General features: G+C 28.8%; 12 protein-coding genes. 2 read left to right on the forward strand and 10 right to left on the reverse strand.

Annotated elements, in window-relative coordinates:
- Positions 1-20: 20 nt before the first annotated feature.
- The 5 genes from B2W91_RS01870 to B2W91_RS01890 all read right to left on the reverse strand — a co-directional run bounded on the left by B2W91_RS01870 (position 21) and on the right by B2W91_RS01890 (position 6,062).
- Complete coding sequence (locus B2W91_RS01870) at positions 21-1,334, reverse strand: PTS sugar transporter subunit IIC (RefSeq protein ID WP_291578564.1); 1,314 nt, start codon at positions 1,332-1,334, stop codon at positions 21-23.
- Positions 1,335-1,369: 35 nt separating this feature from the next.
- Positions 1,370-1,672: a PTS sugar transporter subunit IIB gene (locus B2W91_RS01875; RefSeq protein ID WP_291578565.1), complete on the reverse strand. Its 303-nt coding sequence runs from the start codon at positions 1,670-1,672 to the stop codon at positions 1,370-1,372.
- Positions 1,673-1,688: 16 nt separating this feature from the next.
- Positions 1,689-2,597, reverse strand: a complete 909-nt coding sequence (locus B2W91_RS01880; RefSeq protein ID WP_291578566.1) for an N-acetylglucosamine kinase — start codon at positions 2,595-2,597, stop codon at positions 1,689-1,691.
- Positions 2,598-2,629: 32 nt separating this feature from the next.
- Positions 2,630-2,896, reverse strand: coding sequence for an HPr family phosphocarrier protein (locus B2W91_RS01885; RefSeq protein ID WP_291578568.1), 267 nt, complete (start codon positions 2,894-2,896; stop codon positions 2,630-2,632).
- Positions 2,897-3,365: 469 nt separating this feature from the next.
- The gene (locus tag B2W91_RS01890; RefSeq protein WP_291578570.1) at positions 3,366-6,062 is read right to left on the reverse strand and encodes a sigma 54-interacting transcriptional regulator; all 2,697 of its coding nucleotides are present in this window, start codon (positions 6,060-6,062) and stop codon (positions 3,366-3,368) included.
- A 2,226-nt stretch (positions 6,063-8,288) separates the two neighbouring features.
- Here B2W91_RS01890 and B2W91_RS01895 point away from each other — a divergent pair.
- Positions 8,289-8,954 carry a hypothetical protein gene (locus tag B2W91_RS01895; protein ID WP_291578571.1) on the forward strand — a complete coding sequence of 222 codons (666 nt, stop codon included), beginning with the start codon at positions 8,289-8,291 and terminating at the stop codon, positions 8,952-8,954.
- 302 nt (positions 8,955-9,256) lie between these two features.
- Here the strand turns inward: B2W91_RS01895 and B2W91_RS01900 are convergent, their stop codons facing one another.
- Complete coding sequence (locus tag B2W91_RS01900) at positions 9,257-10,048, reverse strand: transposase (protein ID WP_291578625.1); 792 nt, start codon at positions 10,046-10,048, stop codon at positions 9,257-9,259.
- Positions 10,049-10,264: 216 nt separating this feature from the next.
- Here B2W91_RS01900 and B2W91_RS01905 point away from each other — a divergent pair, with 216 nt between their 5' ends.
- A complete protein-coding gene (locus B2W91_RS01905; protein WP_291578572.1) occupies positions 10,265-10,987 on the forward strand; it encodes a lysophospholipid acyltransferase family protein in 723 nt (240 codons plus the stop codon).
- 141 nt (positions 10,988-11,128) lie between these two features.
- Here the strand turns inward: B2W91_RS01905 and B2W91_RS01910 are convergent, their stop codons facing one another.
- The 4 genes from B2W91_RS01910 to B2W91_RS01925 all read right to left on the reverse strand — a co-directional run bounded on the left by B2W91_RS01910 (position 11,129) and on the right by B2W91_RS01925 (position 15,320).
- Positions 11,129-11,401: a hypothetical protein gene (locus B2W91_RS01910; protein ID WP_291578573.1), complete on the reverse strand. Its 273-nt coding sequence runs from the start codon at positions 11,399-11,401 to the stop codon at positions 11,129-11,131.
- Between the two features lie 251 nt (positions 11,402-11,652).
- Positions 11,653-12,348: a 4'-phosphopantetheinyl transferase family protein gene (locus B2W91_RS01915; protein WP_291578574.1), complete on the reverse strand. Its 696-nt coding sequence runs from the start codon at positions 12,346-12,348 to the stop codon at positions 11,653-11,655.
- A gap of 237 nt (positions 12,349-12,585) precedes the next feature.
- A complete protein-coding gene (locus tag B2W91_RS01920) occupies positions 12,586-12,801 on the reverse strand; it encodes a heavy-metal-associated domain-containing protein (protein ID WP_291578575.1) in 216 nt (71 codons plus the stop codon).
- A gap of 71 nt (positions 12,802-12,872) precedes the next feature.
- A complete protein-coding gene (locus tag B2W91_RS01925) occupies positions 12,873-15,320 on the reverse strand; it encodes a heavy metal translocating P-type ATPase (protein WP_291578576.1) in 2,448 nt (815 codons plus the stop codon).
- Positions 15,321-15,361 lie beyond the last annotated feature (41 nt).

Raw genomic sequence — 15,361 nt, forward strand, 5'->3', positions numbered from 1 at the left:
TCCATGCATAACTTTAAACCTTAACTTTTTATGCTATTATCTATTTCTTTCACAATATTTTTAGATTTTTTATCCTCAATTTTTTCTGCTAAAACAATAAAAGGAATATACATAAATACACCGATAGTAAGATTTACTATTTGTAATATGGAACCCGCAATTGATCCTCCAGTTGCAATCCATCCACTAATTATAGGTGGTGTTGTCCATGGTATCATAGCAATAGTACGAGGGACTAATCCTGTAGCAGTAGCAACATAGCTTATTATCGTTAATACTAATGGTGTTAGAATAAATGGTATTATAAATGCTGGATTTAATACGATAGGCATACCATATATCATAGATTCATTTATATTAAATAATCCTGGTCCTAATGAAAGGTTAGCCATATTTCTATGATGCTTACGTTTTGAAGCTATATAAATAGCAATTATTAAACAAATTGTTGCACCTGAACCTCCCATATAGACAAAAGCATCGAAGAATGGTTTTGTAACTATATTTGGTATAGCTGCATTAGCTACACCAGCTGCAGCTGCTGCTGCATTTTTCTCAAGTGCTGGAAGATAAACTGCTTGCATAACCGGTTCCAATATATTGGAACCATGTAATCCAAAGAACCAAAATAAGTGATTTAAAAGTACAATTAATATTGCTGACCAAAGTGTATTGGCTACTGATCCTAAAGGTGCTTGTAGTGCATCATAAATTAGTTTATGAATATCATCTACCCCAATTACAGCAAATAAGATCCTAATTACTGAAAATATAGCTATTGTTATCATAACTGGCAATAATGCTGCAAAGGATTTAGAAACTGCTGGTGGTACATTATCTGGCATTTTAATTACAAGTGACTTATTTCTTCTTAGCCTCACAAGTATCTCTGTAGATATAAGTGCTACAATTATTGCTAAGAATAATCCTAATCCTCCAGATGCACTATAAGGTATTCCTGAACCATCTGCTGTAGGTTTTGTTATGGATAATAGTGCTGCAAAAGCTACAACACCTGCTGTAAGTCCATCAGATTCATAGGACTTTGCAAGATTATAAGCTATAGTAAACACTACAAGAAATGACATTATAGCAAAAGATCCAGACCAAATATTATTTCCAAAGCTTCTCCATGATTCACCAAATATATTGATCATCAAGTCTTGATATCCTTGAACTGGAAACACATTAATTAATGTGCCTAATGAACCTGCTATAATCAATGGCATTAAAGTTACGAATCCATCTCTTATTGCTACAAGATGTCTTTGCGCACCTATTCTCCCTGCCACAGGCACAAAATATTTTTCCATAAAATCCATAAATTTTTTCATTTTTTACCCCCCTAATATTTATAAAAGAGTTCTATTTACTTAATCATATCAATAGCTTGTTTTAATACTGCCTCTCCATTCATAGTTCCATATAAGATACTATCAATTACACTTACTGGTATTCCCTTTGGATTCATTAACTTTTCCATTTTGCCAAGTAGGTATCTAACCTGTGGGCCAAGTAAAACCACATCTACATCTTCATGATTTTTTACATCTGCTTCTCCTATTGCAAATATTTCTGCTTCTAGGTTTTCTTTAGCTGCAGCATCTTGCATCTTTTTTACTAGTAAACTAGTAGACATTCCTGCACAACAAACCAACATTATTTTCTTCATAACTTTCTCTCCTTTTTTAATATCCATTACTTTTTAAGGCTAGATTTAGTGCACCGTGGGCTGAATCCTTATGTGGAGCATGAATTATTATCTTAGGAAATTCATCATTTATCTTTTTCTTTAACAAACTATTTATAAGAGATGATTTTAAAAGTATACTGCCACCAAAGCTTAATTGAAAATTCTGAATTTTCATCTTAACCGAAAGAGTTCTGACTATCTTAAATAGATCTTCTACAGCTTTGTCTACAATGTCTTTAGAGACTTTATCAGAATAATAACTTTCTAATACAAGAGGTGCAAGGTTTGCAATATGTTGCTTTTTTGAATTATAAATAAATGATATAAGTTCTTCATAGTCTGAAATTCCAAGATTTTTACTTACCTTCTCCCATAGTATAGTTGTTTCACTTCTTCCGTCATAACTCTCCATTATTTTCTTAAGAGCATCTCTCCCAATGGCATATCCGCTTCCATCGTCATCAATTATATGTCCCCATCCTCCTACTCTAACAGCATTACCATAGATATCAATACCATATGATATAGATCCAGTGCCACTAATTAAAATAGCATCTTTCATGTCACCATTTGCCCCAACTAATGTAGTTATTGAATCATTGAATATAAGTAACTTATTCTTGTAACCTAAATCCTTTAAAATATCTTTTACAATATTTTCATCATCACTACAATCGATACCGGCTCCGCCTAAACATATGGCACTAATATCATCTTTAGTAATCTTATGCTTGTCATAAAAGTAGTTAAACATGGAGCTAAATACTTCTTGTGTCTGTTTTATTCCTACGCTGTGATAATTTGTAGGACCAGACTTAAAGCTATCTATGACTTCATTATTACAATTTCCCAAAAGGCAAATAGTTTTTGTACCTCCTCCATCAATTCCAATATAATAATCCATATGATCCTCCTTTTGTAATAGGACATTGATTTTTATTCATTAGGTAAAGTCTTATTAAATAATTCCTCTAGTTCACTAAATGCTTCTGTTTCATCTTCCCCATCTATTAAAACAGATACGACATCACCCATAGCTGCTCCAATGCTCAAAATTCCTATTATGCTTTTTGCATTTGCTGATCTTCCGTCCTTTTCAATGGTAATATTAGATTCGAATTGTTGTGTTAGATTAACTAATGTAGCTGCTGGTCGTGCGTGAAGTCCTGATTTACTTTTTACTGTTACATTTAATTTCTTCATAATTTACCTCCTTTACACTAATAATTAAAGCAAATACTATGCCAAAATTCTCATTTATATATAATTATTCTATATCTTTTTACTTTTTTAATAAGGAATGGCCCTGCTAAAGGCTTTATTACGATAAACAAAAATTTTCACAGTTCTATCTACGGTTAATATTAAAAAGGAACTAGCTTTAAACAATTCATATAAATCAAGAAATTTTTTCAAAATTTATATTTTATTATAAGCCCTTAACTTTTGTTATCTCAACAGTTTGAGGATTATTAATATTATTCTAACAATAAAAATGCTCATATTTTAATAAATATATCTATACGCAAAAATAGTGTGTACACTGATATACACACTATTTTTATAGAATACACAGATTACACTATAATTACAATGTAATAATAAAATTTATTGACATAATATAAATTGGCTTAGTATAGTACCCAAATATTCTTCAAAGATATTCAAATATTTAATCTAATTCATTAAACATAAACATACGACAAATATAAGCTACTTCATTATTTGTAATTTCTACATTATATTGCTCTTCAAGTTTTTTTAGACATTGTTTTATCTCTACAATTTCTCTACTATATTCATCGATAAAACCTTCCAAATCTTTAAATATTGATTCATTACCACCATTTTTTAGCTTATCTATTAGAAAACATATGTGAATTATTATTCCCACTTCTACTTCATCGCTAAAAGTTTTTTCTAACTGTATTTTTATTTGTTCAACCGTTTGCTTAACATCTTCAACAGTTCGTTCACAACCATCAAAATTCAAGTGTTCTTTAAGTGATGAGCTAATTTTATTATAAGTATCATTTACTTCAACTATTTCTTTAAGGGTATTTATCCCGCCTTCAATCAATAAATCTTTTGCAGATATAAACGGTATATCATCTATATGAATTTTTACTGTTCCAACTATAGCTAAAATTTTATAATTTTCCTTATAATAGTCTACTGAACTTAAAAATTCTCTTCTATTTATGATATTCATTGGAATTATCTCTATCTTCTCAAGATTTGGTAGCTTTTCACAAATAACCCTCTTTAATCTCTCCGCTGCCCCATCTCCAGTAAAACAAGCAGTAATAATAATATTCTTCTTTTCTATATTAGTTTTTCTGATTGGTTCTCTTGTAAAAGAATTATTTTCTTTACAACTTTGATATACTTCTATTAAGTCTCTGCCTAGAACTGCTTTTCTTAAAGCTTCAATAACCATAGGAGTACTAGCTCTATCAATAGTTTTAGCGATTATTCCAGTTTCTTCATATATCATATCTCCAAAGTTTACTAATGACCCCATATCTACTAAAAGCAGAACTCCCTTACCTTTATTTATATTTTCTGCCTTCTTCTTTGCTAACTGATATGCTTCTTCTGCATTCATAGCTAGAGGCATATCTAGAGCAACTGCATGATTTACTCCTACCAAATCATTAGCAACCTGTACCATACTGCTAGCAGTACTGTTTCCATGAAATATTACAAGTATCCCAACTTTATCTTTTTCTTCACTTTCTAGTTCAAAAGAATTTGATGCTAAAAACATAGCAATATAACCTATTTCGTCAAGAGGTATTTCAATATAAAAGGATTTATCGATAACCTTTGCTATTTCCATCGCAACTAAAAATTCTTCATCATATTTAGATCTTATAAAATTTAATTTTGGATTATATATTTTCCTTCCATTTTTAATTCTTCTTATACTACCATTTAAATGTAGTGTAAGAGCAAAATATAAATTATCATCATATTCTCTATAAAGTTTATTTTGAGCGAAAGTTAATATATAATCTACTGTATTAACTATCTTTTCTCCAACTATATTTATTATTTCCTCTCTCTTAACCTTAGATGTTATATATCCAATATGTTTTTTAAAATGGCTTTCTATATCAATATTAAGAATTTGATTAATCTCACTCTCTTGAATACCAGATGCCTTTAAATTTTCTAGCTTTCTTTCTATATCATCATAGAAATCTCCCTTTTCTTCATGGCTCTCCTCTAATTTTCTTAATTCCTCTTCCTTATAATAAAATTTAAGTATATCCCCAGTATTCTTTAAAATATTATCTATTTTTTCTCTATTATCTTTTATTTTTAGGATTCCTTTTTTTACATAACTAGGTAGATCCTCTTGAATAATTATCATATAATTTTTTCTTTGCGATTTATAATTTAAAAACGCCTTTGCACAGGCTAATTGTATATCACTTTTCAACTGTCCTATATTATTGGGGCAATCATATAATAAAAAAGACTCCAAAGAATTACGATTAATATATATACTCTTTCCCAATCTTTTTGATTCATCCTTTATAAATAACTCAATAAGCTTATATCTTTCCCTCATTCCTCTATTCATTAATGATGGCAAAGTAATTATCATTGGAATCCTTCTAGTAAATGTCTTTAAAAGATGAGATTGAGGGTTTTCCGTAGTAGCAGCTATTATCTGTACTGATACCCTTTCTATTCTTTCCGTTTCTCCTAACGGCCTAAAGTGTCCTTTATCTATAAATGTAAAAAGTATTTCCTGTCCATGTGGCGGCAGTCTATGTACCTCATCTAGAAATATAACTCCACCATCAGCTTTTTTTAGTAATCCTTCTCTATCTTTATCTGCACCAGTATAAGCACCCTTTTTTACTCCAAAGATATAAGCTATTAAAAGTTGAGGATTATCTGCATAATCTGCGCAATTAAAATGTATAAAGGGTGCTTCAAAAGGAAGCATTCCTGACTCCACAGAAAATTTATGCATAAGCTCCGCAAAAAGGGATTTTCCAACTCCTGTTTCTCCAAGGAGAAGGGTATGTAGCCCCCTTGGTGGATAAAGTATAGCTGCCTTAGCTTGCTGAATAGCTATTTGTAAACTATCTTGTGCACCTATAATGCTATCCAAACTATTGCTACTCTGATCTTCCTGGAAAATAGCAATATTTTCTTCTAGGGTTTTATACAGTACAGGACGTCCCTGAATTTTTTCAAGTTTCTTTTCTGAATAAAGTTTATTAAGATATCTGCTAACATTTGCCCTATCTAAATTTAATACTTCACTTACATCAAAAGCAGATACTCCCTTTGGCATTTTCTTTTGCAATGCTGAAACAGTCTGTAATATTTTATCCTTACTCTTCAAAACATTCCCTCCAAACATTTAGTAGGAAAATTTCACAAAAATAAATTTGTACATCTTTTAAAAGCTACTATTAGAAGCTTTAGAAGCTTATGATAATATTTCCTATAAAATCCAATATATATGACATAAAATATTCAAAGCATTATCAGTTGCTTTTTAAAGGATGGTTTATTTATATAATTATAGCACTTATAAATTTTCTTCACATTATTTGGAAGCATTCTTTGCAACCATTATTATTAATTTTATATAGAAAACTTTAAAATATAATCATAATCCCAGAATTGATTATTACATTTTTTGCATCATATACCAGAAACCCTGAAAGTTATACCCCAAATTTCTCAAAAGCTGTAGCCTGATTTTTTAAACTACATACTATAGTTATTAGAAAGTAAAAACTTTCAATTAGCCTATAAAAGAAAATTTAATTATAAAGAATATAGAAGAAACAATTAATATATATTTAAGTAACTACATTAACAAAAGAGGAAATAATTGCTCATGTAATAATAAAAAGCCAATGACAAAAGAAGTATTATCAAATCCAACACTAGAAAAAAGCGAAGAGATAAAAAATAGATGATTTAGTAGCTGATGGTATGACTGTTACTACTGTATTACTATATGGTTCTGCATGTCCTTCAATTCCTAATAATATAATAAATTTTTGTTTTTTATAAATACTCTTGATGCATTAGATATTACAGTATTTAATACAGCAAGAATAATCTACAATCTTAGTTGCTTATAGTGCATTGTAGGACATGTACTACTAGTAATACAGTCTGTGGCTACTTTGTAACTCTTACTGTGCTCTATGAACAAATTATGAGATGTATTTAATTTTAAATAAATACCTTTATTTCTAGTACAGACTATATAAGAGTGATAAGTGAATTCCCTAAATATGCTTCCCTATGCTGTCATGATTTCGTATGCGTAAATAATATTGTATGTATAGATATAATGAAATTGAAGTAAATAATGTATGTGATATCATTCGTGAAAAACTAGTTAGCTATGATTGTACTGATGCAATAATTAATATTATCATAATTCAATTATGTAATGATATTATTAAAGTTGCTAGAGTTTCTGGTTTCTTTACCCTTCTAAATTATAATCCACCTAATCCAGAAAATTGCAATTCATAGTAGCTTTTTTATAATATGTACCAAATTTTTTCTTATAAGTTACTCATATAAATAAAAAAATTATGGCTATTCCTTTTGGAATAGCCATTTTAATTAATATTAGTTGTATTAAATTAAATTTTAAGTTTCCTACAAAAATTATCTTATTACTTTAGTTCTGCAAAATAAAAATCTAAATTAGTAATGTTACCAAAAAGTAAATACAGAATATTTTTCCTCACCATATTATATAAAAGTTACACACAAATACGTATGCCAAGTGCTTAGCTAATAGGCTTTACGGCTGCTTAAATGATGTAAATTGTGAAATGTCTAAACCACAGTTTAATCATTTATCCAATATTGTAAATGAACTAATAAATCTACCTGCATTAAAACTTTACCTGAGATTGCAAAAGTGTAGTATCTGCAAAAGACTTCATAACTTCTTTTAAGACTTCACATAATTGTGAAAAAGTATGCGCCTTATGGATTGTTTGTACACAAATAATAAATCAATAGAAGCCTCTTTAGCGAAGGGATATCATCTAATAGGAGCAATAAAATCTAATAGAAAAACAGCTCCATTAATATCCTTAAGGGACGGTTCATTTTTATTTCTATATTTCTATTTCTCTTTAAGGGACGGTTCATTTTTATTTTTATATTCTATAAATAATATAAATACAACTTAGAACATAATTATGAACCGTCCCTTAGATATAACTTCACTAATGAAACTATATCTTTTTTAAAAAGAATCTGTTACGCTTTCACATTACTAAAAGTTTTTCAGAGCATATTCTCATAGCTAATATCTTTAAATATAAAAAATTTAATCATTTTTACTATATATAAATATATAAAATTTTTATCCGTAAATTAAGTCTTTAGAACGTTAAACTTAAAATAAATTTCATAATTATAAATATTTTATATGATATATTAATTTAAATTAATTTTTAGAATTAATTTTATATTTTTTATGTTTTCTATAAAATTCCATTTACTTTTTTACAATTTCATGCTAATATTACATATTGTTATACTTTACAACATAATTTTACATTAAAAAGGAAGGATTGTTTTTATGAGAAAATCAAAAAAATTACTTTTATTAACAGCTATTTTAGCTGTATTTGCTTTTGGAGGTTGTTCTTCTAAAGAAAAAGCAGAACCTGTAGAGCCTATGAAAGCTAGCTTTGAAACTAAAGATTACGATGGAAAGAATTTCACTGCATCAATTCCTGCAAATTGGGAAGTTGACGAAACAACAATGGCTCCTATAGTAATATTTTTAAACACTTCTGAAAGTACTGAAAATTTTGTTTCTAATGCTAATATTAACATAGCAGACATACCTAAAGAAGGCTTAAAAGACATGAGTAAATATGCTGAACTTGTAAAGAAAGAGATTGGAAATACTCAAGAAGGATTTATTTTTAACATAACTAATTCTGAAGTTATAAATCTTCCAAGTGGACAAGGTGCTTTATTTGAATTAGACGTAAAGCTTTCACCTGAATCAATCAAATCTTTAGTAGATAGCAATATGCTTGATAAAAAATGGCTAGATATACTTAATGAAACTGGATCCATAGATGCTTTAAAAGATGAAGTATATTATAAGCAAATTCAAATACACATGCCACAAAATGATAAATTGTCTGTAGTTAGTTATGCTTTCACACCAGCTAGCTCTGCAAACAATAAAGAAATAACTACTTATTTAGCTCATCATCTTAAAGTAAAATAAAATTTATATTTAAATTCATATGAAAAGTCTACTTACCTTTAATGTAGGTAGACTTTTTCCCATGTTTAAGGGACGGTTCATTTTTATTCTCATATTCTATACAATACTATAATTCATTTTAAATATAATTATGAACCGTCCCTTAAATGAAATGAAACGAAAAATAAATATTAAATATGCTTGTTTATTCTAATTAAGTATATGCAGATTTATTGCTATTTTAATTTTCATCATAAATATTTCTAAGCTTGTCCTTTTTCTCTTTATAAGTATAATATTTATATATAAAGATATTTTTTATATTAGCATGCTGTTCTTTGAAGATTAGCTTCTACTAATTCATCTAACATAGTTTGATAAAATTTATTTTTAATTATTAGGTCTACTCCGTATCTGCAAAGCATAGATACATTAGATTGTGTTATATTCTCTAATGTTTTACATATTTCTTTTTGGCTCTTACCACTAAACTGAGTTAAAAACACTACGTATATAGCCTTTGCCTCCCTACTTTTTCTTCCATGTTTTAATTTTAACTCTATATGTTCAGTTCCTGTCTTCTCACAGACAAAATTACTTATTTCCTCTTCTGAACAATTTCTAAGTAAAATAACTTTTTCACTTCTATATTCTGATTTATCATTTTCAAATTCTGTTTCTTTAAGTTTTTCCTTTTCTACATTAAACATGGTTTTATAGTAGTTCTCTCTTGCTCTTCTTTTTCTCCTACCAAAAAAACTCATTATGTATTCTTCATTACAAAGATTAAATTTATTTTTTTCTAATCCTAGATATAATGATAAACTTGAATATGTATATTCTTCTGGCTTTTCTTTGTATTCTTTTATATCTACTGGATTTCTATGTATATATTTGGAAACTTCTATTAAGTATGCATCACTATTTATTGGCTTACTTTTATATCTATCTCTAAATACTGGCCCTTTATGATTTTTGCCCTTTCTAAGATACCCTCCATATCTCAAATTAAACTTTTTCATCATTTTACTTAAATCTCCGCCATTAATATCTATTAAAAAATGAGTATGGGTATCCATTAAGCAATAGGCATAAATCTTAAAATTTTCTTCAATCTGTANNCCATTTTAACCCCTCCAATTATCATAGTTTTTTATAATTATTGCCATTACTCAAAACCCTAACCATATTTTTCAATGATAACTTATAAATATTGATATCTTTAATGAACCGTCCCTAATATAAAAACTACCTCTAAGTTTCACTGTCTTTCACTATAGGTAACTTTGTACTATAATAAAAATATATTAAATTAAATATGGAGGCTTATTATGCTAAGAACAATCGCTTGGTACACGCATTTTGCAACAAGTTTATTTGGAAAAGTTCCTCAAATGTATAAAGTAAAATCTTTAGAAAAGCAAGGTAAAATAGAAGATAAAATAGATTATGTTCACAAAGTTACATCTAAGTGGGCAATGTCTCATGTAAAGATGAGCGGTGCTAAGGTCACAGTAATTGGACAAGAAAACATACCTGAGCATATACCTGTAGTTTTTATGAGTAATCATCAAAGTAACTTTGACATTGCACTATTTATGAGTTATGTTGATAAACCTAAAGGGTACATTGCTAAAGTTGAAATGGAAAAAGTTCCACTGATTCGTACATGGATGAAATACATGAACTGTGTATTTATGGATAGAAGCAACTTGAGGAAGTCAGCACAAGCAATCATAGAAGGTGTCCAAATACTAAAAGAAGGGCATTCCCTTGTTATTTTCCCAGAAGGCACAAGAAGTAAGAGTGATATAATAGGAGAATTTAAAGCGGGAAGCTTTAAATTAGCCACTAAAGCAAAGGTGCCAATTGTACCAGTTACAATCCAAGGATCATATAAACTAATGGAGCAAAATGGTAATAGAATTAAACCTGCAGATGTTAAAATGATTATTCATCCAATGATAGAAACTGCAGAACTAACAAAAGAAGAACTGGATAATCTACCTGCCGAGGTGAAACAAATTATTGGGAGCAAATTGCCTAAATTATAAAAAAATTAAAATACACACTAATTTCTTAGAATTTTTAGTGTGTATTTTTAAATGACATATTTTTACCATAAATAGTTATTTTAAAATATAAAATAAATCATGAACCGTCCCTTAAATCAACTATTGTTTATAAAGTTAAATTTATTTAGAACTTATATATTCATAGTAATCACTAAATGAACCTTTTGTCATGACTCCTTGTTCACCATTTGATTTTATTACTCTATACTTTTTTCCAGAAGAAAATGAGGATGATATATCTTCTAACGTATAGTTAGTAGAAAATAATTTGCTAGTTTTAAGTTTACCTGTAAAAGTTTTGTGTAATTTTCCACAATCCTCATTAAAGAAAGATCCTTTTTTAAACAGGTGCATATCACCATTTTTTATACTTATTTTATACATCTCTTTCATATTAAAATCCCCCCACAAGCTTATAGTTATAGTAATATATTACACTTTATAACTATAAGATTAAATGTAACATAAATCAACCCAATGCACCTTATTGTAATTATTTCATTAAAATATAATTTAAAACTGTGTTTTAATATAATAAAATTAACTTTATTCGCATCACTAATTGAAAAATAAATTTGCGATAGATAATCTCGAGATTACTATATATAAAATTAATAATTAAAATGAACCGTCCCTTACAATTATTAAATAATTCTACAATAGTTATCAATTAAACAATTTTGATTTATTCTTATTATGTCATTTGGAATTTTTTCATTTAGTGAACATACCGCTATTTTATATTCTGATTCAATATAAAATTTTTTAAAATTACATTTTTTTAGTTCATTTTTTGTAATCAACTCAATATTGTCGTATTCATCTATGTTAATAGAAAATGATTTTAAAGGTATTGTTAAGCCTCTTCCATCCCCTTTAATATAACTTTCTTTCAATGTCCATATTTCATAAAATTTATCTACTTGAGCTTGTAAATCTCCTTTTGATATAAAATCATATTCGTCTTTAGAAAAGAAACTTTGAGCTATTCCCTTATAATCAATACATTCTATTTTTTCAATATCAATTCCTATAGGCTTATCATCAACAGCGCATACTACAAAATCACCTGAATGGGAAAGATTAAAGTTAAAATTCAAATAGCCTTTTAAATTTGGTTTTCCCTGTTCATTTTTTTCAAATACTATATCTTTATTGTTTATATTTAAGTTTTCAAAAATTATATTCCTAATTAAAATCTCTGAAATTAAAGATCTGATTTTATCTTTTTTATTTATAAACTTATTTATCTTATATTTTTTCTCTGCATCGATGTATCTAGTTAAATTATTTAATTCTGACTCACTAATATCTAAAATTTTTACAGCATAAATTTTCATAAAACTCTCTCACCCACGTCTTTATTATTCATAATTACTATTATACACAGATTTTGTGTAATATCTTGTAATATATTGCTTTTTACATAGTTTATATTTATAAGGTGTTTTATGTATAATAAAAAAGATGATTTCTGCATAATATAGAAATCATCTTCTTAGTTCAATATAGACTTTTTTAAATGTTTTTTATATAGGGTATATTTTAAAGTTTAATTATCAAAGCCTTCTATTTGGTTATAATGTTTCTATTCCAATTACGTTGTACTTTTCAGTATTAATAGCATGTTTTATAACTTCATCACTTACATCAATCTTTGTATCAAGTACAACATATTTATCTGATAAATTTACATCTACACTACTTACATCCTCTATATTAATTAATGCTTCTTTTACATGTTTAGCACAATTTTCGCACTTCATACCTTCAACTAATATTTTCTTTTTCATTTTATATTTCCCCTTTCAAATATAATTTTTTATTTAATCTATTATGATATTTATAGATTATTTTTAACTCATTATTTAACAGGCTTAAATCCTTTTAATCTTAGAGCATTTGTTAATACTGATACTGAACTAAGACTCATTGCTGCTCCCGCTATCATAGGATTTAGGAGTGGACCTCCAAAGATATGAAGAACTCCCATGGCTATTGGTATTCCTAGTGTATTGTATCCAAATGCCCAGAATAGATTTTCTTTAATATTTTTAATAGTATTTTTACTTAGTTGTATAGCTGTAGGAACATCCATTAAATCGCTTCTCATAAGAACTATATCTGCAGATTCCATAGCAACGTCTGTTCCAGAACCTATTGCTATACCTATATCTGCTTGTGCTAGTGCAGGAGCATCATTTATACCATCACCAACCATTGCAACCTTTTTACCTTCAGCTTGAAGCTCTTTAACCTCATTTGCCTTATCTTGTGGTAAAACTTCTGCTAGAATTCTATCTATTCCAACTTGTTTAGCTATAGCTTCAGCAGTTCTTTTATTATCACCAGTTATCATCGCTACTTCAATTCCCATTTCATGAAGCTTTTCTATTGCTTTTTTACTATTTTCCTTAACTGTATCAGCAACAGCAATGATTCCAGCCATATTGTTATTTATAGCTATATACATTGGAGTTTTTCCTTCTCCTGCTAATTTATGAGAAGTTGCTTCTAGATTTTCTAAAGATATTTTACTTTCTACCATAAGTTTTCTATTTCCAAGTAAGATACCTTTGCCATCTATTTTAACTTCAATTCCATGACCTGGGATAGCTTTAAAGAAATCAAGTTTCTTAAACTCTAATCCCTTTTCCTCAGCACCTTTTACGATTGCTTCACCAAGTGGGTGCTCCGATCCTTTTTCTGCTGATGCAGCTAATTGTAATAAATCATTTTCTTTTATGCCATTTGTAACAACTACGTCTGTAACCTTTGGCTTACCTTCTGTAATAGTACCTGTTTTATCAAATACTATTGTCTTTATTTTATGAGCAGTTTCTAGTGCAGTACCACTCTTTATTAAAACACCATGTTCAGCACCTTTACCGGTACCAACCATAATAGCTGTTGGTGTTGCTAAGCCTAAAGCACAAGGACAGGCGATAACTAATACAGAAATAAATATTGTAAGTGAAAATATTTCTGATTCTCCACCAATGAAATACCATGCTAGACCTGAAATAACTGCTAAGGCGATAACTATTGGAACAAAGTACCCTGAAATAATATCTGCAAGTTTTGCAATTGGTGCTTTAGATCCCTGAGCATCTTCTACAAGCTTTATAATTTGTGCTAAAGCTGTATCTTTACCAACTTTAGTAGCCTTATATTTTATAGCACCGTTCTTATTTATACTTGCACCAATAATCTTATCACCAACATTCTTTTCTACTGGAATACTTTCCCCCGTTAGCATTGACTCATCTACAGAAGTAGTACCCTCCACAACTTCTCCATCTACTGGCATCTTTTCTCCTGGTTTAACTACTATTACATCGCCTACTTCTACTTCGTCAATAGTAATTTCTACTTCTTTTCCGTTTCTTATGACTATAGCTGTTTTAGGAGCAAGTCCCATTAGCTTCTTTATAGCTTCTGAAGTCTTTCCTTTGGAAACTGCCTCTAAATATTTACCAAGAGTTATTAAAGTAATAATTACAGCTGCTGATTCAAAGTATAAGTCATGAGCATACTCATGGTGTCCACCAAAAATTTTAACTGTAGCAAATACACCATAAAGAACTGCTACAGATGTACCTATTGCAATAAGTGAATCCATATTAGGGCTTCTTTTAATCAAAGCCTTAAATCCAACTGTATAAAATCTATTTCCAGCAATTATTACAGGTAATGTAAGCAATAATTGAGTTAAAGCAAATGCTACTGGATTAATATTGGGATTAATGAAATCTGGAAGAGGAAGTCCTACCATATGTCCCATAGATACATATAATAATGGCACTGCAAATATTGTAGATATAATGAACTTTCTCCATAAAAGTTTCATTTCCTTTTCTTTTCTCTCTTTATCTGTATCTACTGTTGTTTCTTCTTCTCTTGCTTTATAACCTGCTTTTTCTATTGCTTTCTTTATATCTGAAACCTTTATCTTTGAGGACTCATAGCTTATACTTAATTTCTCAGTTGCATAATTAACATTTGCTTCTGTAACTCCATCAAGCTTTCTAGTTGCCCGTTCTACTGCTTTTGCACAAGATGCACAGGTCATCCCTTCTATTTTTAAGATTCTATTTGTGGAATCAGTAATTGCATTATATCCTGCTTTCTTAACAGTTTCTTGAATATCTGCTACAGAAACCTTTGTTTCATCAAAGCTTATATTTAGCTTTTCTGTAGCAAAATTAACATTTGATTCTGTTACACCTTTTAGCCTTTTAGTGGCTCTTTCTACAGCCTTTGCACAAGATGCACAGGTCATTCCTTCTATTTTTAATACTTTATTTGCCATATGTTTTCCCTCCTTAATTTAGTAATAAAGTATCTTATTTA

This window comes from Clostridium sp. UBA6640 (assembly GCF_002455975.1).
Lineage (GTDB): Bacteria > Bacillota > Clostridia > Clostridiales > Clostridiaceae > Clostridium_J.

Bases quoted from the DNA above. Each gene is read 5' to 3' on its own strand.
- B2W91_RS01870 (WP_291578564.1), bottom strand. From the start codon at position 1,334: ATGAAAAAATTTATGGATTTTATGGAAAAATATTTTGTGCCTGTGGCA.
- B2W91_RS01875 (WP_291578565.1), bottom strand. From the start codon at position 1,672: ATGAAGAAAATAATGTTGGTTTGTTGTGCAGGAATGTCTACTAGTTTA.
- B2W91_RS01880 (WP_291578566.1), bottom strand. From the start codon at position 2,597: ATGGATTATTATATTGGAATTGATGGAGGAGGTACAAAAACTATTTGC.
- B2W91_RS01885 (WP_291578568.1), bottom strand. From the start codon at position 2,896: ATGAAGAAATTAAATGTAACAGTAAAAAGTAAATCAGGACTTCACGCA.
- B2W91_RS01895 (WP_291578571.1), top strand. From the start codon at position 8,289: ATGAGAAAATCAAAAAAATTACTTTTATTAACAGCTATTTTAGCTGTA.
- B2W91_RS01905 (WP_291578572.1), top strand. From the start codon at position 10,265: ATGCTAAGAACAATCGCTTGGTACACGCATTTTGCAACAAGTTTATTT.
- B2W91_RS01910 (WP_291578573.1), bottom strand. From the start codon at position 11,401: ATGAAAGAGATGTATAAAATAAGTATAAAAAATGGTGATATGCACCTG.
- B2W91_RS01915 (WP_291578574.1), bottom strand. From the start codon at position 12,348: ATGAAAATTTATGCTGTAAAAATTTTAGATATTAGTGAGTCAGAATTA.
- B2W91_RS01920 (WP_291578575.1), bottom strand. From the start codon at position 12,801: ATGAAAAAGAAAATATTAGTTGAAGGTATGAAGTGCGAAAATTGTGCT.
- B2W91_RS01925 (WP_291578576.1), bottom strand. From the start codon at position 15,320: ATGGCAAATAAAGTATTAAAAATAGAAGGAATGACCTGTGCATCTTGT.